The sequence below is a fragment of the Deinococcus radiodurans R1 = ATCC 13939 = DSM 20539 genome (genome assembly GCF_000008565.1).
GTDB lineage: Bacteria > Deinococcota > Deinococci > Deinococcales > Deinococcaceae > Deinococcus > Deinococcus radiodurans.
In genome coordinates this window covers 1-20,823 of sequence record NC_000959.1, presented here as the reverse complement: position 1 = coordinate 20,823, position 20,823 = coordinate 1, and the positions used below count along the sequence as shown (strand labels likewise).

The window sequence follows — 20,823 nt, the reverse complement described above, 5'->3', positions numbered from 1 at the left end:
GCTATACAGGAAAACGCCCGATCACCCGGTCGTACTCGCGCTGGGCCTCGCCCAGCGCCAGCCGCGAGTAGATTTCTAACGACTGCCGGGAAGCATGGCCGCTGTACGGCTGAATCAGCGCGTCGTCGAGGCCCTGTTTCTTGAGCCAGGTCAGCAGGAAATGCCGCAGCTTGTGCGGCGACAGGCTGCGGTCGATCTCCGCCAGGGCCGTGTACCGCTCGAACATCCGCCGCACGCCCCGKTCGCTGTAGCGACGTTTCCACGACGACTCGAACAGGTAGATTCCTCCCTGTTGTCGTCTCTGGCCGATATGAAGCGCCAGCGTCTCCTTGAAGGGTGCTGGGAACGGCACCACCCGGTCCTTGCTCCCCTTCCCCAGGTTTACCCGGATCTGGCAGGCGTCCAGGTCCACGTCCGCGAGGCGCATCATCACCAGTTCGGACACGCGTACACCGGTGTACAGGAAGGTCTTGATCAGCACGAGGTCAGCGGTGCGGCGCGTGCGCCACACCGCCTCGTAGAACGCCCGCACCTGCTCCTCGGTCGGCACCCACGGCAGACGGCGTGACGGTCCCGGCACCTCCACTTCCAGTTCGGCCCGCAGATGACGGAACACTTCCTTGAGGTAGGCGTAGTCTGGCCGCTCAGCCCGCAGCAGTTTCGCCAGTTCACGCGCTTTCTTCTTCGCCCCGGTGCGCCGCGTCTGTGTCATGCGTCCACCTCGACCTCCAGCTTGAGCCTGTGGGTCAGGTCCAGTTTGAACTCCCCGTATGGGTTGATGTGGTGGTGCATCAGGGGGGACAGGGCCCGCCAGTCCTCGGCGGTCATCCGCTGTCGCCAAGTTTCGCTGCCCAGCACCCGCTGGATCATCAGGGTGTTGACGTACACCAGGCTGTTTTGCAGCAGTTGCAGCGCCAGCATGGAGATTTCCTGCCCTTCGAGGTTGTTGGTGCTGATCTCCCCACCCTTGCCGAAAAAGATGAAGTTGGTCGTGCCGTTCCAAGTTTCGATGACATTCAGCCCCTCGTGAATCTCCCGGCGCACCTCCTCCCGGTGCAGGTACTCGCAGACGAAGATCGTCCGCAGCACCTTCCCCAGTTCGCACAGGGCTGCGTAGGTCGGATGCTGGGCGTTGGCCCGGGTGAAGCGTTGCAGAATGGCTTTGGGGTCGGCCAGCCCCAGCCGCAGAGCCGTCGCGTACTTGACCATCGGCTCGTACTGCTGGCGGATGAGGTCCCAGCGGATCGACCGCTGTGCCTGCACAGCGGCGAGGTTCGGCACCTGCGCCGCGAACGCCATATTCGGCAGGTAAAGCCGCTGATGGGCGATGTCCGCCAGACGGGGCATCAGTTTGAATCCCAGCAGGTGCGTGAAGGCGAAGCCSGGCTCGCTCTGCCCATGGGTATCCACGTAGTTCTTCTCGACGGACAGCGTGGTGCAGTGACGCAGCACGCCCTCGATCATCGCGGCGACTTCCGACGACGAGCAGGACTTCATGCTGGAGTAGATGCAACTGGCCCGTCTCTCGACGTGCCAGTAGATCATCACCCCGTCCCCGCCGTACCGGATAGACCGCTGCGTCCGCAGGTTCCCGTCCCAGGCGGCGTATTTCTTGGCATCACTGGCGCAACTGGTGGTCCCCTCGCCCCAGATGTCCGGGCGGCGCGCGGCCAGCGTGGCGTTCACCASCNCGGCGTTCGCCGCCCGCAGSGCGTCGCGGTGGATGTAATGCCGCCGGACGTACTTCAGGTCCGAGTACCCGACCCCGTCCTGCCCGGCGGCCACCCGCTTCAGTCCCGTGTTCGTCCCCAGGCCGTACAGGCACAGCAGCAAGCGCTGCTGGAGCTGGTCACGCGGCATGTTCTCGCGCGTCATGAAGCTCTTGAAGTGCGGGGTAATCCCTGCACGTCGGTCCACCTCGACCAGGACATCGAGCAACTGGGTGTTCCAGAACTGCCGCCCCACCTCGCCCTTCAAGGTGTCGTAGAAGGGCGGGTCCGGCTGCCGGGTCAGGGGCGTGACCACGAAGCGGCCCCCGTCCCGCGCGACCACCCGCACGCCAGGATTCTTCGGCAAGCCGTCGTGCAGCATCACCAGGGCGTCCTTGAGCTGCTGCTCCAGACCCTGCACGAAGGTGTCCACCTCCTGCGGCTGTCTCAGCGCCTGGAAGTAACTTTCCTTGCGGGCCTCGAAGTCCTGGGGCAGGTCCTTGTCGGGGTCGCGGTACTTGTCGGCCCCGACCACCCAGATTTCGCGGGAACGCAGAGCGTCCCGCAGCGCGGACAGGACGCACAGCTCGTAATTCACGCGGTTGACGCGCGTTCCACCATCCGGCCCCCGTTCGAGAATCAGGTCACGGATGTTCCGGTCGATCACGCCACCGACCGGGATGTGTTCCTCGGACGGGTAGATTCTCGCGTTGCTGTCCACATACCGCCCCAGCAGGCTCAGGGCGTCGATCACCGGCTGGTGCCGGTGATTGTTGGACCGGAACGACAGTTCGGTGAGCAGCCAGGGGATCATCCGCCGGTAGTGGCTGCGGTAGGTGCCGCGCACGATGGTGTGGACCTGCTGCCGGAAGCCTCCCTTCTCCTTGTACTCACGCAGCAGGTCACGCAGGGTCTGCTCGTCCACCACTGGGAACAGCACCTCACGTACGGTGCCGTCGGGACTCCCCAGCGCGGCCTCCAGCAGCCGCTCCAGAATGCGGTCCTTGTTATGGACCCGCCGGAACTCGGCCACGAAGTTGCGCTCGACCCGCCGCTCGGCTTTGACGTTGATGTGGTGAACCATGTCCATCAGGTGCGTCACCAGGGCATCAGTCAACTCGGCGGCACGCGCAGCACAGAAAGCGGCCAGGAGCGTGAGACGCACAGGTGGGATCTGGGCACGAAAGTGACTGGGGGACTCGTTGGAGGCCCGCTCGCGGTAACGGGTCAGGACGTGGGGGGCCACGTCCGCGAAAAGCGTCTGGGGGAGCTTCAACCGGCGAAGCAGGCGCAGTTTCTCGATCTGCTCTTCCACGCTCTCCACACCGCGTTTCTCGGAGTTGGTCCGCAGTGTTGCAGGGCTGAGCCACGAGGGCCTTGGCCCTCGTGGTCTTCCGGCTGGTCTTCCTCCAATACCGTCAGCCTCAGCAGCGCCTCCAGCCCTGCCCGGTGATCGGTGCTCAAGCGGTCGTGGATGGTCTGACACAGGCGCAGGTCATAGTGCCGTTCCGCCGCGTCCACGAACCGCTGGAGCCGCCCGGGGCTGGGCGGCTCGATACCGTTCTCGCGGAGCCAGCGCAGAGCAGCTTCGGTCACAGCGCCGGAGTGTGCCTCGTGCGGAACGACGGACTGGCTCAGCCAGTCCGTCAGCGTGCCCGCATCCTCGGTAATGAACTCGCGGAACCCACAGAACGCCCGGATGTCCTGACGCTGGTAGCTGCTGTTGCGGCTGCGCCAATTGAAGGCCCGGTACTCGTCGGTCGCCACGCCGACCTGCCGGGCGACGTACTCAACGACGGCTTCGGGCACCTCATGGGTGTTGTAGGGGAAACGGCCCTCGTGCTGGAAGGCCTTGAGCATGACGGCGAAGCCCAGGCGGGTGGGGCCGGTCTTGTTCCGCAGCAGGTCGGTCTCGGTGGGCAGCAGCGTCCAGGTGTCGATGAGTTCGTCGATGGTCCAGCGCTGCTGCATGGAGCCTCCCTGAAAAAGTGCCGGGAATCGGCAGTGACGGTACTTCCAGAGAAGTGTCGGTCACCATGGCGCGTGCTGTAGGGGCACCGCAGGGTACACCTCCCACCAGCATTGAGGGAAGTGCCAATACCAAGCAGAGACTCGGCACTCTAGATCCTCGAGCCCAAGGAGAAGTCTCACAGGAGTTCTCCTTGAGATTACGGTAGAAAACACTCTCGCAGGAAAACTACGCCAGAAGCATACTAACTCTCGAAGCGGCCGCTTCAGTACTTCATCTCAAGGAGAAACAACATGGCTTACGTCTACGGAAAAGCAACGTACAACGGCATCACACTTCACTATATGAAGACCACGGCCAGCAATATCGTTCTGCGACGCATCAACAGCAATGTAACCGCCAGCGGACATTACGGAATCAACGGGGGTTTTTACATTCTCGGAGAGCCCATTGAAAGTCAACCCCTCCTTTCCCTGACCGTCAACAACGACGTTCCTGTTGGCAGCCTAATTTATCAAGACACAAGCTACGGCAGCGGCTGGGCCAATGTGGGCTATGCGCGCGGAACCGTCTTCCACGACACCGTGAGCCGAACCATCGGGGTCCGCGTTGTGAGTAACGCCAGCCAAATTTCGGTGACCAACCGTAGCAATTACTGGGCGCAGGGCGGCGTGAGCATGAGCCTCCAGAACGACGCCAACTGGAGGGACATCGCAGTCACACAGCAAAACCTCCCTAACCCCGACGGCGTGATCCAGCGTGCAGGCCTGGTATACAACGAGGCGGGTTATGTCTACCTCGTTATGACCGCGAGTGGCCAGCTTGGAGCCACCGCCGGGCAGTTCCGCCAAGCCATTAAACAGACCCTCGGTGCCCTCGACGGCATTTTCCTGGACTCGAGCGGCTCAGCTCAGATGCTGTGTGCAGAGTTCCGGAATGCGGGCGACGGCCGCAAGTCAAGACCATGGTCGGCATCATTAGCTGAAGTTGGCTGTAATGGGGCCGCACTCCTCAGGAGTGCGGCCNTACCTCGTGTGCTCACGGCCAGGAGAGTATGCGGAGTTCAGCACTGGTGGCGACCAATAAGCGCCCATCCACAGGAATGACCTGCTGGACTCTCCCCTGAACGTTAACCACCCAGACTTGTCTGCCTTTCTCGTCAATGGCAATGAGTTGCCCCCCTACCGGAACAACCTTCAAGGTGTTGCTTACAGGGAAGAAGCAGGCAAACGCCCGAGACGGCAATTGAGAAAGCCGGGTCTTAGTCATGTCCGGTGCATCGACCAGCACGACCCCTACAGCGGTCTTGACTGCTGTGCCCACACAGCCAGAGGGAAGACTGGCATTCAAGAGACGACGCACTTTTACAGGGTGCTCACCCAGCGCTTGCCTCAATAAATCTGCCTCTCCTCCGGTCCTCCGGCCCTGCTGCCGGTTCACGCAATTCAATCGGTCAACCTCACCGTTTGTCACGCGGACGCAAACCTCCATCCCTGTCACAAATAGCTCTCCAGGTGTTCCCTGAGCCGGTTGCTGTCCTGAAGGGGCACCAACTCTGAAGTTGTGATCCACCCGAATACTGCGACCGCTCGGGACATCGATCATGCGGTAAGCACTCGGGGAACCGGGGACCGTCACGAACACGTACTTATCTTCCTGAAGAAGTGGTGTCGCCCCGGTCTGCACCCTCCAGACTTCTCGGCCGGTCTCCGATTGCAAGCCGAACGTGAAACTCTTGAGAGGCGTAGAGACCTGCCAGACCGTGATGCTCCCTAGCTGAACTAAGGGGCCACGTGCATCAAGAAGTTCGCGAAACCACCGTTGCTGGCCCGTCCGTGCGTTTACCCCCCAGATCCCTCGTGTGGAGGCAACCAAGAGCATACCGTGGTCAACTGAGAGAGTATCTGCCCACCCGCCATGTGACTGCTCTGGCACGCCTGTAAGTACCGTGGACCAGAGCTTTCGCCCGTCAGTCGCATTAAAAGCGAAGACTTCGCGAGCCCGACCTGTGACGTAGACTATGCCCCGTTCGACCACAAGGGGCGAGCTGATCCCAGTTCCCGCTTGCCAGATTAACTTACCGTCGGACAGTCGCCGGGCTTGAAGACGCTGGCCTTCCACCAGATATACCCGAGTGGAATCGGTGGTAACAGAAGAAGGTGCCGGGGTGGCGCTTCGCGTCACTGCCCACTGCATGCTCGGCTTAGCGGCGAGGGTAGGCGTGAAACTCGCCAGCGTGGCGACCAAAAACTGAAATAGAGCGAGCCGTACGGTTCTACGCATCGTTATTCCTCCTGGACTTAGAGAGCTGAGGCTGGCCGGTCTCCCATACCATCTGCCTATCGACAGCACCACAAGACGTGAAATCTCCCCATTATCAGAGCTTGCAGCAGCCAGCGGCGTCACCCAAAAGAAGGGAGAGACGACTGCTTTATGCTGCGGTTATGATTAAGGTATGGCGTACAGGTGCCTGTACCAGCGCTTTGCTGCTTTCCAGTGTGGGTCTGACGGGCGGCATGGCTGGCCCTTCTACGCTTCGAGACGGTAGCTTTCGGCTGATCTACCAGGTGCAGCCGCGCAGCCAGCATCTTCTGCAAGCCTCAGATGGGCTATACGGGGTGATCGGCAGTGATGAATACGTGCGTACCACCCAGATGGTGGTGCCAGTCAGCGTCACCGTGACCTACGTGCATCAGACCAACGCCTGCGATGAGCGTCAGTGCGACATGCTGGGCCATCAGTCCTTTGTACTCAATAAGTCCGGGAGCACGCCAGGCTGGAGGGTTGAGAGCAACCGGATTATTCTCAAGCTTGACGATGCTCAAGGTCGCTTACGTAGAGAAGCGAAAAAGCGTTATGGCAGCAGATATTATCTCACCAGCTATCTCGTAACGCTCAAATTCTCCAACGGAAAAAGTTACCGGACGGTGCTCATTGGCCTGACATAACAGAAAANAGATGCGGGCAGCCACAGGCTGCCCGCATCTTTCAGGAAAGTTTACGAGAAGTTGTTGGCGATGAAGTCCGCGATGGCGTTGGCCGCAGCTGACAGCGTGCGATCCGCTCATCACGGGTGTAAGGGCGAGTTGGCCCCATCTCGATCAGGATGGACGGCCCGGTCGTGAAATCAGCGATGTAGAGGCGGCCGTGGGGACTCTGGTTCATGCTCACGACCGAGATACCCCCCATGTAGCCTGCCACCTTGTTCGCGAGGCGAATCGATTCAGCCTTGTTGTCGTGGTACACCAGCGAGCGGCCGACCTCGGCAGAGTCATGGTGCACCGAGACGAAAATCTTGGCACCTTCCCTGACGCCCTGGTAGGCGCGCTGGTAGTTGTCAATATCGACATCCGTGGTGCGGGTCATTTTCGTCGTCCTGCCGCGTTGGCCGAGGAAATACTCCACAGACAGAGACGAATCCATGTTCAAGTTCTTTTCCAAAGTGTTGGTCTTCGAATTTACCGCGCCACTGTCGGCGCCACCGTGTCCAGGATCAATCAAAACGTCGTAAGGCATGGTCTGTTCCTTTCCCAAAAATGGGTCATGAAAGAGCGAGAACCGTGTTGAGACCGTCGTTCTCAACGCTGAGCGAAGCGGCCACCTCACGAATGAGTATGCTTTGGACATAATTCGTGCGAAAGAACGGTTTCTACCGGAATTTTGGTCCAGAGCTACCGGCGGATTTCTCCCTGTTCCGTGCGCTCACGTCGTTGTGGATAGGCGACCGCTTTTAAAGACGGAGGCACCGCTCCTTGAATCAGGAGCGGTGCCGTCATGGGAGTTCGATTGCAGGCTCAGGCAACAAACTGCATTCAGAGAGGCTCTTTGGTCGCAGCCGTCAGCCCCCAGTAGTGCAGGATGGCTTCACTGCGCCCGTCGCAACCAAGTTTCTGAAACACGCGCGTCAACCCGTTCTGCACCGTCTGGTTGGCAATCCCCAACTCACGGGCAATTTCCTTGTTGGCGAGACCGCGTGCTACCAGGCGCAGCAAGTCCCCTTCCGCTGGCGTCAAAGGAGAGCGCTGAGCAGGCGTCAAGCGGACCCGCTCCTGGGTTTCTGCACGCCGCAGTAACTCCGCGAGTTCCTCCAGGGTGCGGCTCCGGTACGCCAAGCCCAGCAGGCCCAGGTTCCACAGATCATCGAGGTACTCGGGACAGGCGTTCTGGGTCAGGACGAAGCTACTGGCCGCCGATTCTGGCGTCACAACCTGAAAGGCAAAGCCGACCGGCCAGTCCAGGACCAGCGAGGCGGCCGGAAATTCAGGGAGACGGGCATGGAGCGCATCTTCGAGCAAGCGGGCGATGAGGGGTTGGGTGCTGACGACCTGGAGCTGTGCATTGCGGACCAGCAAGGAGACCTCCCGGCGAATCTGAGAAATACGCGGATAACGTAATTCTGTCAGGAATTGCGGGACTGGTCAGCCGARTTTTCTACCGCACACAAAGGTGTGGGAGAAGACTACCAGTAGATTTCTACCTTTAAACGGCTTTCATCCACGGCTATGCTTCTCACAGAATGAGTACCGCCGACGTGATGCTGCTGGGGCTTGAGCGGGTGTCTGAACCTGACTTCTTGCGGCTGCAAGCGTGCGTACGGGAATGGCGCGTATTGTGGGGCCCGACGCTGACCCACTGCTTACGGTTCGGGGACGAACGCGACGCTTCTCNWGATCGCTGAGCGGACCTACCGGGAAGCCCTCGATCACCTGGAAGACTGGCTCCGCGCCGCCTTCCCGGACCATGTGATCGTGGGTCATGCCTATGTCCAGGGCATGCATGTGCCGGTCTACACGATGGATCAGGCTGGCACGGAACTGATGCGCCGGATGCAGTCGCGTACAGCGCGCATTGTTGAGGATGCGCGAGCGGGAAAGGCCAGCCCCCTGTTGTCTTCCGTCTCCTCGCACCTCGATGGGGTAGCGGCCTGGCGAACCCGCAATCACGTCAGACCCCAGGGTCAGGGCGTGTACCTTCTCTGTGAMNCTGCGGCGACAGCACAGCCCGGCAGGCGAATGAAGAGGAGGCGTGGGAGGTCGCTGGGACAAAGGGCTGGCGAGTGTATCGAGACTTGGATGTCTGTATCTGTGAGTGCTGTGTCCAGAGTGGCAACGCACGGGCGCTGGAGCGGGTGCTGTGCAGATTGGAAGCCCAACAATCCGCCTGATTCTGCCTCGGGAAACTCCTCACTTTGCGCTTCGTAGCAGCTTCCTTAAACCACCTCCTGGACCGCACGAACTGGGAGCACGGGGAGACCCCCATCAACTTTCTGGTGCTTGGAGCCGTGGTTCACGGCTTCACTCTGCCGCTGATCTGGGTGCCCCTCGACGAGTCCGGGAACAGTCACACGTACGCCCGGATGTGGCTGGTGTTGAAGCTGCTCCAGGTCCTGCCAGCGAAACGCTGGCTGGGCCTGGTGGCCGATCGTGAGTTTATCGGTGCGGAATGGTTCCGCTTTCTCCGTCGTCAGGGCATTAAGCGGGCGATCCGCATCCGACAGACCGACATGCTGGACGACATGAATGGGAAAGAGTGGTTTGAGCATGTCCAGCACGGCCGTTTTCACGAGATCGGCGAAAAGGTGTTCGTGTTCGGGGAGTTGATGCGGGTGGTCGCAACGAGGTCACCTACAGGTGACCTCNTCATCATCGCCACAGATTTCAGCGCTCGGAAGACCTGGAAGCTCTACAAGCAGCGTTGGTCGATTGAGTGCACCTTCAGCAGTTTCAAAAAGCGAGGCTTTGACTTAGAGCGAACCGGAATGACGGAAAGGAGCCGTCTACAGCGACTCTTCGGACTGGTGACATTGGCTTGGATGTTCTGTTTGCGCCTGGGGGTCTGGCTGAGCCAGACCTGGCCCATCCCCGTTCTGAAGCATGGTCGGAGAGCGGTCAGTCTGGTGCGGCACGGTGCTCAGCATCTCGTGGATGNCCTACGGTGGAAACCCCAACAGTTCATGGCGGTCCTAGAGGTATTAATCCAGGCTTTTTGTCCGCCAGGAGCGGCTGAAAGTGAAGTTGTCACCTACTGAGGGTGGTCAGTACCTTAGGGACTGTGATTCGCAAGTTTGACGTTCCTGCCGACCTAGAGGCTGACCTGCTGGAGTTCTACGATGGGCAAGACATCTACCCGCTCACAGACTTGGAAGGCATGAGAGGTGAGCTGGGGCAACTGCTAGGCGCTTACATCCTGTTCTACAAGGGGCCACACGAGCTGTACATCCCAGTGACCGCCGCGAATCAGCAGAACTTTACCCAGCCTATCTACATCGGTAAAGCCGTGCCGAAAGGTGACCGAACTGGAGAAGGAGCAAAGAAGGCTGTGCTGGAAAATAGCCTGTACAAGCGACTGTACGAGCACTCGCGGTCTATCGCTCAGGTAGAGAACTTGGACGTGGCCGACTTCTATTTCAAGGTTGTCCCCACAACGCTCCACCTCTCAGCCTGGGTAGAAAGCGTGCTCATCAGCAAATTTGTTCCAGCTTGGAATCGCCATATCGACGGCTTCGGGAACCATGACCCTGGCAGTGGCCGCTACAACCAGAAGCGTTCAGTCTGGGACCAAGTTCATCCGGGCCGCTCATGGGCCACCCGGATGAGCAATCTCGCCATCTACGATGTGGCTGAGTTACGGAGCCGCATCAGCGCCCGCCACCATGCTAAAGAGGTAGCCGTAGAAAAGGCGATTGAGGAAGCATCTGAGAAGTGAGCTGACAACACCAGATGGGGTTAATCTGAATTGATTGAAAAAATAGCCACTGGGATTGCGGCGTTGATGACATTATTTCAGGTGCTACTAAACAGCAACCATGCCACTCTAAAATGGCTGAGCAACTTCTAGGTTTAATATCAAACAATTCCCCTGTTTGCAGATGGCGTACTCAATGTGAATACCGACCGCTGCAAGTATGGTGAAAGAGGAGCATAGCTAATGTGGGCAGATACAGAAACCGATAGAGACTATCTGAATTTCACCAGTGTAGCCAACACAGTTGCCGAGCTGATCGTCGGCTCTGCSGGGAACCCCGTCTCAATCGGAGTATCCGGTGCCTGGGGTGTGGGCAAGTCGTCTATGATCAAGTTAATACGGCGTAACCTGAACGAACGCCAATCCGGTCTTCCAGCATCTAATGGAGTGGAGAATTCCGCCAACGCACCCAGATCTGGTACCGCAACGCCCAAAATGGTGTTCGTCGAGTTTAACGCCTGGCTATATCAGGGGTATGACGACGCACGTGCCGCCTTGATGGATGTTATTGCCCGTGAATTGACCGCGGAAGCAGAACGTCAGAAAACTGGCATGGATCACGTCAAAGACTTTGTCAGCCGCATTAATTGGATGCGGGGAGCACGGGTAGCTGCCCACCTTGGAGCTGCAGCGTTTGGCCTGCCTCCTGTTGGTTTGATTGGGGAGATTGCCTCTGCCATTAGCGGACTCAGAGACGGAAAGATAGAAGGGAAAGATATTGAGGGAGCGGAGAAGGTAATGGGGCAAGCTGTTACCACTCTAGGTGGGTTGTTGAAGGCCGCCCCTCAAACCAGTCCACCACAGGAAATTCAAGCACTTCGCAGTTCCTTCGAAACAGCACTTGAAAAGTTGGACGTAGTATTAGTGGTTCTTATTGATGATCTTGACCGTTGTCTCCCGGAAACGACAATTTCAACGCTCGAAGCCATCCGATTGTTCCTTTTCCTTAAGCGAACCGCTTTTGTAATTGCAGCTGATGACAACATGATCAAACATGCTGTACGCAAGCACTTTGAGGGCATGAACGATGAGGCAGCAGTGATCAATTACTTTGATAAATTGATTCAGGTTCCAGTTCGAGTGCCCCCACTCAGTACACAGGATGTCCGTGCTTACCTGCTGCTCTTGCTGGTTGAAGATAGTGAGTTGGAGGCAGAGAAAAAGGATCGGGTGGTGGCCACCGTGAACAAGGCTCTGCGAGAGGGATGGAGCGGGACACGGCTAGACGGCGATTTCATCGTAAACCAACATCCTGACCTTCCCGAACCGCTTAAAGAMCCSTTGCGCATCGCCGATCACCTCGCGCCTCTACTTGCTACTGCCAATGGGATCGATGGAAATCCAAGGCTTATCAAACGCTTTCTCAATGCACTATCGATTCGGCGTGCGGTGGCGGCGGCCCATGGCACTGATGTTCCTGAAGACGTCCTAGCGAAAATGCTGCTCTTCGAGCGCTTGGGAACGCCCACCGTTATGAGCGAGCTAATCCGGCAGGTTGGCCTGGATCCTAACGGCAAGCCCAGTTTTCTACAGGAATGGGAAACCCAGGCCCTGGCGGGAGAACCTCTAAGTCTCCCAAGTCCTTGGAATGAGGAGTTCGTCGAGAAGTGGTTGGCACTTCCACCAGTCCTCAGCGACATAGATCTCCGTCCCGCCATTCACGTTGGTCGAGAAAATGCACCACTGTTCATTGACGGCCCTGGTTACACGAAGGCAGCCTCAGACGTTCTAACTGCTATGAAGGCCAATCCCGGCAGCGGCGGCCAACTGCGCCAAGAGCTCGCGGCTTTGTCACCCCGTGATGTGGGCATGGTGATGGACACGCTTCTGCGAGAAGCGCAGAGAGAAGAGCGGTGGGGAGCGCCAAGAATTCTGGACGATTGTTTAGCGGTGTCACGCTTACATGACAGTCAGGCTGGGAAGCTGGCGCGGTTTTTGAAAAATAGGCCGATGACTCAACTGGAACCTAGTCTCATCCCGAAAATCTCAGGGGAGCCTTGGGCGGCAGAGCTGTTCACAGATTGGAAGACATCGGGGGCTCCAAGGCATGTTGTCAATGCGATTGAAGCGCAAGAGCGACGGAGGCGGGCTTAATTATGGGTACCTCTCAGTCGAGCAAAGGGCCAAAATCGAAAGTGCGGTTGATTCCCACGTGGGTGGAAAACCCTGAGGTACCCCCCGGTGACCCACCCCTGCCCGATGATCTGACGGAACAACCACCAACGGAGGAAACCTCTACGGATCAGGGGGAGCCGATAGTCGCTCAGACAGCACGGTTCGCTGCCGCCCGCCAGAACCTCGGCAATTCGCCCGGTCAGGTGACAACGCCAAGCTTCGTGCTGGGATGTCGTCCTATGTGAAATCTGGTCACGGTGGTTCCAAAACGGCGGCTCAGCGCATGGCTAGCACTTCGGCAACCGCAGGACGGTTGTTCAGCTTTCTATCGGCCCCGCCAGTGGGAACCGGCCCAGGCCAATTGCGGTCAGTCGATCCCAGACTGCAACCTGGGCGCAGTGCACAGGATATTATCGACGCAGTTATCGAAGGGGTACAGCCCGTCAACGGTACCCTTGATGCCGAAGCGAGTCGGCATGCGATCAACRCTGCGCTGTCCGAACTGCTGATCCAACACCCACAGGCCGACCTGCTTGCATTAACTGCTGACCAGCTCGAGCTAGTCGTAGAACTGTACGTAGCACAAGACGTCTTCTTCCACATCGAACTCGATGTCGGCCAGGCGCTTAGGCAACAGGGAGTAAGTGCCTTGATGCTGACAGATCGGCTACGTCAAGCACGGGACTACGTCCAAGCGACCGTCTCTGGTGCCTTCGATGAGTTGCGCCGCCAGGGACAGGCAATTACTGCTCCAAGCGTGCAGGCCGTCACGCAACGCGCTCTTGAACTAACCATGGAGGTGTTTGCAAAGGGATGAGACATTTCCTGTGTACCCCCAACCCACCCGCAGCGGTCTCGAACGGGTCAACAATTGTTGCTCTCTATGGCCGACGACTGAACACTCATCAAGTCGGCATCGGTGCCAGCCTCCGGGAAGCGGTGATTCGAAAGAGGTGGCCGATTCCGAGCCAATCCTGGGATTTTCTGAGCTTTACGCTGTCCGTTTTAGCTGCGGATCTTTCCTCTCCCAGGAGCGAAAGCCCAGATGGGTGGACGCGTGAACTGTCCTTAACCATCTCTGTAACAGATGCTGACCTATGGAATGCTCAAGCCCGGGCGCTGGAAGAGGCGCTCGCCTACCTGACGACGGATCGCTGGAGCATCACGTTCAGCCCAGGCGGATACCAGTACCAACCTAAAGAACCTATTGGCCCGCTTATTGAAGACTGCGTGGCCTTGCTCTCAGGGGGATTGGACAGTTTGGTAGGGATGATCGACCTAGTGGCTGAAGGGCACAATCCCCTTGCCGTGAGTCAACTGGTCGCAGGAGACGCCGCTAAGCAAAGGGAGATCGCCACTGACCTTGGCCGCACGACCCATCTGCAACTGAATCACGCGGCTGAATGCCCGACCCCAGGCGAGGACTCACAACGTTCACGGACGCTGATCTTCTTGGCGTATGCGGTTTTAGCGGCCACTGCCACGACACGTTTTCAGCAGGCACGGGCAGTGCCGATATATATCAATGAGAATGGGTTTATTGCCCTGAATCCCCCTCTGACACCCATGCGCATCGGCAGTTTGAGTACCCGGACAGCCCATCCCGTCTTCTTGCAACAGCTTCAAGCAGTCCTACAAGCTGTGGGCCTCAACGTAGCGCTGATCAACCCGTATGCCCTCAAGACGAAGGGCGAAATGCTCACAGAATGCGCAAATCAGACCGTGCTGAGCCGCTGGGCGAGCGCCACAACCAGTTGTGGTCGTTATCGACGATTCGGTTATAAGCACTGTGGTCGGTGCATCCCATGTCAGGTTCGTCGGGCGGCCTTCCTCGCCTGGGGCCAGCCAGACCGCACGGAATATGTCTTCTATCCTCTAGGCCAGAATGACGACAGCCACGCACTCTTCGATGATGTCCGCTCCTTGGCCTTGGCGATCATCACCGTGGAGCAAGAAGGTGTGCAGCGGTTTTTGGGAGCTTCCTTGAGTGACCGGCGAATCGGCGACCGGGCAGCAATGGAGGCTATGGTGAAGCGTTCTATGGAGGAGTTGGGGGCACTTCACCGCCTCCTAAAGGTGCCATGATTGACTTTCACGTTCACCTAGATCTGTATCCAGACCCTGTGGCCGTGGCCCGGGCATGCGAAGAGAGGCAACTCACTGTCCTTTCGGTTACAACGACGCCAGCTGCGTGGCGGGGAACTCTGGCTTTGGCCGCTGGGCGTCCGCACGTGTGGACTGCCCTGGGCTTTCATCCTGAGGTGGTGAGCGAACGAGCTGCCGATCTCCCATGGTTTGACCGTTATCTTCCCGAAACACGCTTCGTGGGAGAAGTAGGGCTCGACGGCAGTCCCAGCTTGCGTGGCACCTGGACTCAGCAGTTCGCTGTCTTTCAGCACATCCTGCGCCGCTGCGAGGATCATGGAGGCCGAATCCTCTCTATTCATAGCCGCCGCGCTGAGAGCGAGGTCTTGAACTGTCTCGAGGCCAACCCACGCAGCGGTACCCCCATCCTGCATTGGTACTCGGGCTCGGTTACAGAACTGCGCCGGGCCATTTCCCTGGGGTGTTGGTTTTCAGTAGGTCCCACCATGGTGAGAACCCAAAAAGGTGCAGCTTTAATCCGGTCTATGCCAAGGGATCGAGTGTTGACCGAAACGGATGGGCCATTCCTCGAACTTGATGGGCAGGCTGCGCTTCCTTGGGACGTCAAATCGGTGGTAGAAGGACTGAGCAAGATTTGGCAAATTCCCGCCAGCGAGGTAGAACGAATCGTGAAAGAAAATGTGAGCCGCCTGCTTGGCACAGTGAGGTAAATCCTTTTGTCGTTCTGAGGTATACCCATTCCCGACAAGCAAGCCTCCTGATGAAATCGGCATCCGAGTGTCGGAATAGAATCCATTTTGCTATATTCCGACATATGTCGGGGCAACTCTAAACCCTATCCCGACAAAATAGAGGGCAGCATGACCAGAGGGCAGCGCGTCGGCTATATCCGGGTATCCACCACAGACCAAAACACCGCCCGTCAGTTGGATGGTGTAGAGCTGGACAGAATCTTTGAAGACAAGGCATCAGGCAAGGATGCCAGACGGCCCAGATTGCAGGAGCTGCTGGCCTACGTCCGCGAAGGCGATACCGTGATTGTTCACTCGATGGACAGGCTGGCCCGCAATGTGGACGACCTGCGGCGTATCGTCACCGAGCTGTCGGGGCGCGGGGTGCGGGTGGAATTCCAGCGCGAAGGCGTGGTCTTCACTAGTGAGGACAACCCGATGAATACCCTGCTGCTGACCATGCTGGGCGCGGTGGCCGAGTTCCTGCGGGCGCAGAACCTTGAAAATCAGCGGGAAGGCATCGCTAAAGCAAAGCAGGCCGGGAAGTACAAGGGCCGCAAACGGGCGCTGACCCCTGAGCAGGTTGAACAACTCCGGGCAAGGGTGGCTGCTGGGGAAAAAAAGACGGTTCTTGCCCGTGAGCTGGGGGTGAACAGGGATACGCTTTATGAGGCTCTAAAAAGCTGACACAGTGCAGGGGTTGCCTGAGAGTCTATGCAAAGCTAACAGTGATATGCGCCATATTTTGGAATAGCGAGTTCATTGTCAGTCATTGCAAGTTTTGGGTTACTTCGCTACACTTGTATCCTGCTTGCCGGGGTCTCTGACACCTTCGCAATTTTTAGTAAGAAATGGCCTGACGTGAGAGTAAGAACAGGAACCTGCGCTAAGAGATTTAGCTGCCAGAATTCGCCGTTCCAGACGGATCTTTTCTCACTCATGCACGAGACTGGCGTTTGCCTAACTGACACGTACGGTCTTTCCTGCGATAAGTATTAAAGACAAGCAAAATACCGTGCCAGTCGTTGCCGTTTCCATCAGGCCTTCTGTGAAAAAATCCTGTAATAATGACAGTTACAGCAGGAATATCTCCTTAGCGCAGATTTTGGTTCCTACTCTCGCGGTACCCCATTTACCAACGCAATCGAGTTCGTGCGAAATATTCCCCTAGTAACTCAAATCACATTTTTTAGATGCTTGCAATACCCAATTGCCATTGATTTCGGTTGTGCAACAGAGTTTTGCAAGCCCAAAAAGCTGTTGGCATCAGCGCTCCAAATTCGTTGCACAAACTCTCATTCTCGCACGATTCTTGGTGACTCATAAATTACTCATCGCAAATGGCGGAAAATCGGGCCTTCTCTAGGTTAAGCCCTGGTTCAATCGACGTTATTGACTCCGGCTTAGGTTGGAGACGAACAGTAGCGGTGAGTAAGGCGCTGGGGAAGCCGAATGTAACGAACACGTTGCCACGCGGAGTTTAGCCTTGCCTTCAACTCACCGACAGTTTTGGGGCAGAAGTTTCCGAGGACTGATCCTTTTATGTAGGCCCACACCCGCTCAATGGGATTGAGTTCAGGAGCGTAGGGCGGGAGATACTCGACGGTAAGACGGGGCTGCTGCTCGACGAAGGCCCTCAGGGCCTTCGTTTTGTGGATACGAGCGTTGTCCATCAACACAACGAGCTTGCCTTGGACGTGGCGGAGGAGATGTCGGCAGAACGCCACGACCTGCTGGCCTCGAATGGCGCCTGGGTAGGTCTGTTGTAAGAACTGGCCCGTAGTCGTTATCGCACCAATAGTCGAGAGCTTGTCCCAACTGGCTTTGGCCGTGATGATCGGCGTTTGTCCTCGGGCGGCCCAAGTCCGGGTCACCGTCGGTTTCAGGCTGAAGCCACTTTCATCGAGGAAGACGAGAGTCATACCCTGCTCAACCTTTTTTTTTCAAGCTGGGGAGCGTCTGCTCGACCCAGGTCTGAACCGCCTGCTCATCGCGTTCCAAGGCACGCGATTCTGGCTTCTGAGGACTGAAGCCAAGCTGGTGAAGCAACTTCCTGACGTGATCGGCGTGGTACCACACCTCAAATTGCAGGCCAATGACCTCCCGCACGCGGGAGGTCGTCCAACGCGCGTCGGGATAACCGGCGGCCAGCGGTCCTGCGCGCAGGATCTCCCCCAGTTGCGTGCGCTGTTCTGGCCTCAGGCGCGGTGAAGGCCCAGCCGCTCGGGTGGCCTGGAGGCTGCCTCGTTCTCGGAGACGCTGTTTCCAGGTGCGGACTGTACTTTCGGAAACGCCGACCGAAGCCGCGATCTCCTTGGCATTGACCTCACTGCGGCGAGGAGCTGCTGAGCATACAGCCGTCGTTCTTCCAGCTGGTCACGAGTCAAAGTGGAGGGTCGCCAGACGCGCAGCACCTCCTAAGTTTACCTCGCGTCTCCAAGTCGTGCCGGAGTCAATAATTTGCGTGCAGGCTTGGTGTCCGATTCATACTGTCGCGTCTGATTAAAAGGGTCTCGGGCCGACCACGATTTTATCCACGATCTTGAGGATCGAAGTTGCCAGCAGGTTTATTGGCCCGAGTGGGAGTGACACGCCCAGCTTCCCACGGCTTAGCGCAACACACAAAGTTGACAGAACCATGTCGACATCTACATGGATGTGATTGGACGGCACTGCAAGACCAAAGGTTTTCCATCTTTCAGTGCCCATTCAATGTCCTGGGGTTTTCCGAAAAGAGTTTGGACTTTGATGCCGAGGTCGTGAAGGGCCTTCAACTCAGCCTCAGACACATCTACATAATTGAAAATGTGTGATTCAATCACCTCACGAGAATTTCTATCGATAACCCAGTGATTAGGTGTGCCGACTCCATCAACAAGTTTATTCCCGATGCCGCTTACCGCTTCGATTACAGTGTGTTCAGGATTACCAGTGATCGGGTGCGCGGTGAACATTACCCCAGCAGCTTTGGGAAAGACCTGTTCCTGCACGATTACGGCCATCCGTAACCTATCAATCCCATCGTTATGTAACTTGCTGTACGTCTTAACACGCTGTCCAAAGATAGAGTGCCAACATTCTTCGACGGCTACGACGATTTGGTCAAAACCCTCTACATTAAGAATGCTGGAGAGTTGGCCAGCGTACGAAGCCTGGTCAGAATCTTCGAAAACAGCAGAGGAACGCACCGCTACGGGCCCAGCCAGTCGCTCTGCCCACTCCTTGAGATGTGGATAAAGATCTTGCGGGAAGTGAAGATTCATAAAGCTAAAGCCGTATCGCTTGCCTCCCACTGGTAACGATACTGCATTGAGTGCAGCATCGAAAACGTCAATAGTAATTACACATCCGTTTGGGATCTCAAATCCCATCCCAGCTATTTCTCCAAGATTTGCTGCTTTTCCACCCACTCGTTCTAGCATTGTGCGATCGACCAACTCTAGTGGGAGTATTGAAGGTAAACAACCACTGTCGCATAAAAGTGAGTTTTTGCAATCATCACATTGATTCAAAGCGTCTCCCTATCTCCACTAAACCGGTTGTCCCATCCAAGTCCACGTATCGACCATCAAGGAGCGAGCAGGCACTCTTGATTCCAAGGATTGCGGGAATTCGGTATTCACGTGCCACCAGAGCCGCATGCGACAGCATTCCGCCCGCAAATGATTCTATTACCAGCCCTCCGGCGATAGAGAACAAGGGTGTCCAGTCAGGCCCGATTTCGGGGCAGACCAGAATGTCTCCCCAAGATAACTTCTCAAACGCTTCCCCCACGGAACGTACTGAGCAGACGCGACCGCTGACTGTTCCACGTGATATTCCCATGCCCTTCAACAGCTTCGAGACATCATCAGGACTGGAACGTGGCGCTTCTCGGATAAATCTAGGAGGTTTGAACTTCAAGTCACTTTCGTAACTGCTCTTCCGAGCAGGGAGTTCCCTTAGAGCCTGGGCGATCGAAATGCCGCACGCAAATTGGTACAGTTCTGTCAACGTAAAGTACGCGCAGTCCAATGGGTCTTCAATCAGTCCAAGAGCGTGCAACCGGATGCCAAAAGCCTTGCAGACACGTCTGAGCAACGCCAGAGGGCGCTGCTCTATCCACTCGACGTGGTCTTCACGCAAATGCAGGCTCGAAAACGCACTGAGGTACAGCCGATCAAATTCGGGCCGCTTGTCGATTGGTAAAGCCGCCGAAAGTACCTGACATCGTTCTTGGCGTTTTAAGATCTGTTGCTCGATTCGCAGGGAGGGGTCAGGCAGATTTGCTGCCATGTAACGCTTCACTATGGCTACGATTGCAGAAGGATCCTCTTCCCAGGAAGGACGGCCGATATCGCAGTACGTTGTAAGGTATAGGCCATGTTTAGAGACGAACTGACTTAGCTCGGCAAGGAACTGTGGTTGTGTTGCCCAATCAGAGTCTTCCTCAACGCAACCCTCTGTCAGCGAGGACGCAATATGTGCCAGTTTCCAAAAGCCACGCGCTTGCCTTAAAGAGAGGAAATCCTGACCAAGAAATAACTCGTGAAGTTCTTCGTTCGTCACTCCGGCGATATTGATACGGCACCAGTTGTAGAACGCTTCAACTTCCGGATAGGTGAGCCGGTGGTGGACATCCCAGGCATATCCGCACAGCTCAATTATTTCCTGCAGTAGACGCCCCAGTTCATCATCAGGTATTCCGGTGAGAGAAATGTCCTCTAGGCGCACAAGATGTGACATAATGTACGGCTTCCATTCGGCATTCCACCGTTCCGTAGGAGTAGGAGATGACGGGTTGCCTGTAACCGGACTGCCTTCAGGCAGAATGAAGTGGCTGTAAACGTAACCGCGGTGGAAAAGAAAACGTNAGCTGCGCCCCGTTGAAAACCCATATCACGGAAGGCGGCAGTAAAACTGCGGAATAGCGTCGGATAGATGGACTGAGCTAGGGGCCCTAGAGGACGGGGGCATTTATGTTCTAGATACTGCCACACTAGGCGGTCATCCCCTACACGTTCAAAAACTGGCTCATGTGGTACGAGACCGTTCACAGATTCGTCCAGATGTACGGTTGTGCGGTTCACTGTGAAACCTGATCGGTACGCTGACCCGCTGGAGCTGAAAGCAGTTCGAGGGCGTGAGCCATTACCCTACAGATTGTATACACTAAGGATTGCCCCAAACAGGCATGTTCACCTTTACCAAATGATAGGTGCTGACGGACATTTTTGCGGTGCGGGCAGAATTGCTGCGCTTGAGTGAAGACGCTTTCATCACGGTTGGCTTGACTGATATCGAGATGCACGACCGGAGACGAAGGTTCAGCTTCGACGACGTATGGGAGTATCTCAGCGTCCGTTGAACCTGAATACCTTCTAGGAGGCGAGCACATTCGTGGAAATAGTCATCGAAGTTCCGCTGGTTATCGCAAACTTCGCTGGATACAATAGGAGTCTGCCCTGGG

At 57.0% G+C, this 20,823-nt stretch carries 16 protein-coding genes and 2 pseudogenes; 9 read left to right on the top strand and 9 right to left on the bottom strand.

Annotation, left to right across the window (positions count from 1 at the left end; all coding sequences use genetic code 11):
* Position 1: 1 nt before the first annotated feature.
* From DR_RS16275 to DR_RS16265, 3 genes are all read right to left on the bottom strand, one after another.
* The gene (locus DR_RS16275; protein WP_010884084.1) at positions 2–712 is read right to left on the bottom strand and encodes a tyrosine-type recombinase/integrase; all 711 of its coding nucleotides are present in this window, start codon (positions 710–712) and stop codon (positions 2–4) included.
* Entirely contained in the window at positions 709–3,024 is a 2,316-nt protein-coding gene (locus DR_RS16270) for a Tn3 family transposase (RefSeq protein WP_234944707.1), read from the bottom strand. Before DR_RS16270 ends, DR_RS16275 begins: the two co-directional genes overlap by 4 nt.
* Complete coding sequence (locus tag DR_RS16265; protein WP_164928037.1) at positions 2,982–3,680, bottom strand: DUF4158 domain-containing protein; 699 nt, start codon at positions 3,678–3,680, stop codon at positions 2,982–2,984. The genes DR_RS16270 and DR_RS16265 overlap by 43 nt, the downstream gene beginning before the upstream one ends.
* Positions 3,681–3,971: 291 nt before the next feature.
* On the opposite strand from DR_RS16265, the gene DR_RS16260 reads away from it, so the two are divergent.
* Positions 3,972–4,784: a phosphodiester glycosidase family protein gene (locus DR_RS16260; RefSeq protein ID WP_010884111.1), complete on the top strand. Its 813-nt coding sequence runs from the start codon at positions 3,972–3,974 to the stop codon at positions 4,782–4,784.
* Here the strand turns inward: DR_RS16260 and DR_RS17290 are convergent.
* On the bottom strand, positions 4,717–5,874 hold the full coding sequence (locus tag DR_RS17290; protein WP_227096829.1) for a PQQ-binding-like beta-propeller repeat protein: 1,158 nt from the start codon (positions 5,872–5,874) through the stop codon (positions 4,717–4,719). The two genes, DR_RS16260 and DR_RS17290, sit on opposite strands and share 68 nt — an antisense overlap.
* Positions 5,875–6,122: 248 nt before the next feature.
* Between DR_RS17290 and DR_RS16250 the strand changes: the two genes are divergently transcribed.
* Positions 6,123–6,626 (top strand): hypothetical protein, encoded by a 504-nt coding sequence (locus DR_RS16250; RefSeq protein WP_010884110.1) that lies wholly within the window; start codon positions 6,123–6,125, stop codon positions 6,624–6,626.
* A 40-nt stretch (positions 6,627–6,666) separates the two neighbouring features.
* Here DR_RS16250 and DR_RS16245 read toward each other — a convergent pair whose 3' ends face one another.
* The gene (locus tag DR_RS16245; protein WP_164928036.1) at positions 6,667–7,194 is read right to left on the bottom strand and encodes an N-acetylmuramoyl-L-alanine amidase; all 528 of its coding nucleotides are present in this window, start codon (positions 7,192–7,194) and stop codon (positions 6,667–6,669) included.
* 296 nt (positions 7,195–7,490) lie between these two features.
* The gene (locus tag DR_RS16240) at positions 7,491–8,030 is read right to left on the bottom strand and encodes a helix-turn-helix transcriptional regulator (protein WP_010884083.1); all 540 of its coding nucleotides are present in this window, start codon (positions 8,028–8,030) and stop codon (positions 7,491–7,493) included.
* 866 nt (positions 8,031–8,896) lie between these two features.
* Here DR_RS16240 and DR_RS16235 point away from each other — a divergent pair.
* From DR_RS16235 to DR_RS16205, 7 genes and pseudogenes are all read left to right on the top strand, one after another.
* Positions 8,897–9,706, top strand: a pseudogene (locus DR_RS16235) (transposase); the annotation flags it as partial.
* 23 nt (positions 9,707–9,729) lie between these two features.
* On the top strand, positions 9,730–10,383 hold the full coding sequence (locus DR_RS16230; protein WP_034351335.1) for an Eco29kI family restriction endonuclease: 654 nt from the start codon (positions 9,730–9,732) through the stop codon (positions 10,381–10,383).
* 222 nt (positions 10,384–10,605) lie between these two features.
* Entirely contained in the window at positions 10,606–12,516 is a 1,911-nt protein-coding gene (locus tag DR_RS16225) for a KAP family NTPase (protein WP_010884100.1), read from the top strand.
* Positions 12,517–12,766: 250 nt separating this feature from the next.
* Complete coding sequence (qatB, locus tag DR_RS16220; protein WP_010884109.1) at positions 12,767–13,354, top strand: Qat anti-phage system associated protein QatB; 588 nt, start codon at positions 12,767–12,769, stop codon at positions 13,352–13,354.
* Positions 13,351–14,622, top strand: a complete 1,272-nt coding sequence (gene qatC / locus DR_RS16215; RefSeq protein WP_010884099.1) for a Qat anti-phage system QueC-like protein QatC — start codon at positions 13,351–13,353, stop codon at positions 14,620–14,622. Before qatB ends, qatC begins: the two co-directional genes overlap by 4 nt.
* On the top strand, positions 14,619–15,353 hold the full coding sequence (gene qatD / locus DR_RS16210; RefSeq protein WP_010884094.1) for a Qat anti-phage system TatD family nuclease QatD: 735 nt from the start codon (positions 14,619–14,621) through the stop codon (positions 15,351–15,353). The genes qatC and qatD overlap by 4 nt, the downstream gene beginning before the upstream one ends.
* Before the next feature lie 150 nt (positions 15,354–15,503).
* A complete protein-coding gene (locus DR_RS16205) occupies positions 15,504–16,061 on the top strand; it encodes a recombinase family protein (RefSeq protein WP_010884081.1) in 558 nt (185 codons plus the stop codon).
* Between the two features lie 716 nt (positions 16,062–16,777).
* On the opposite strand, the pseudogene DR_RS16545 reads toward DR_RS16205, so the two are convergent.
* From DR_RS16545 to DR_RS16190, 3 genes and pseudogenes are all read right to left on the bottom strand, one after another.
* Positions 16,778–17,785: pseudogene (locus DR_RS16545) on the bottom strand (IS630-like element ISDra3 family transposase).
* A 237-nt stretch (positions 17,786–18,022) separates the two neighbouring features.
* Entirely contained in the window at positions 18,023–18,811 is a 789-nt protein-coding gene (locus tag DR_RS16195; RefSeq protein WP_162177806.1) for a PEP/pyruvate-binding domain-containing protein, read from the bottom strand.
* Between the two features lie 61 nt (positions 18,812–18,872).
* Positions 18,873–20,099, bottom strand: a complete 1,227-nt coding sequence (locus DR_RS16190; RefSeq protein WP_010884080.1) for a PEP-utilizing enzyme — start codon at positions 20,097–20,099, stop codon at positions 18,873–18,875.
* Positions 20,100–20,823 lie beyond the last annotated feature (724 nt).

What these genes read in the sequence shown, in the direction of transcription:
- DR_RS16265 (WP_164928037.1), bottom strand. Translation starts at nt 3,680, where the DNA reads ATGCAGCAGCGCTGGACCATCGACGAACTCATCGACACCTGGACGCTG.
- DR_RS17290 (WP_227096829.1), bottom strand. Translation starts at nt 5,874, where the DNA reads ATGCAGTGGGCAGTGACGCGAAGCGCCACCCCGGCACCTTCTTCTGTT.
- DR_RS16250 (WP_010884110.1), top strand. Translation starts at nt 6,123, where the DNA reads ATGATTAAGGTATGGCGTACAGGTGCCTGTACCAGCGCTTTGCTGCTT.
- DR_RS16245 (WP_164928036.1), bottom strand. Translation starts at nt 7,194, where the DNA reads ATGCCTTACGACGTTTTGATTGATCCTGGACACGGTGGCGCCGACAGT.
- qatC (WP_010884099.1), top strand. Translation starts at nt 13,351, where the DNA reads ATGAGACATTTCCTGTGTACCCCCAACCCACCCGCAGCGGTCTCGAAC.
- qatD (WP_010884094.1), top strand. Translation starts at nt 14,619, where the DNA reads ATGATTGACTTTCACGTTCACCTAGATCTGTATCCAGACCCTGTGGCC.
- DR_RS16205 (WP_010884081.1), top strand. Translation starts at nt 15,504, where the DNA reads ATGACCAGAGGGCAGCGCGTCGGCTATATCCGGGTATCCACCACAGAC.
- DR_RS16190 (WP_010884080.1), bottom strand. Translation starts at nt 20,099, where the DNA reads ATGTCACATCTTGTGCGCCTAGAGGACATTTCTCTCACCGGAATACCT.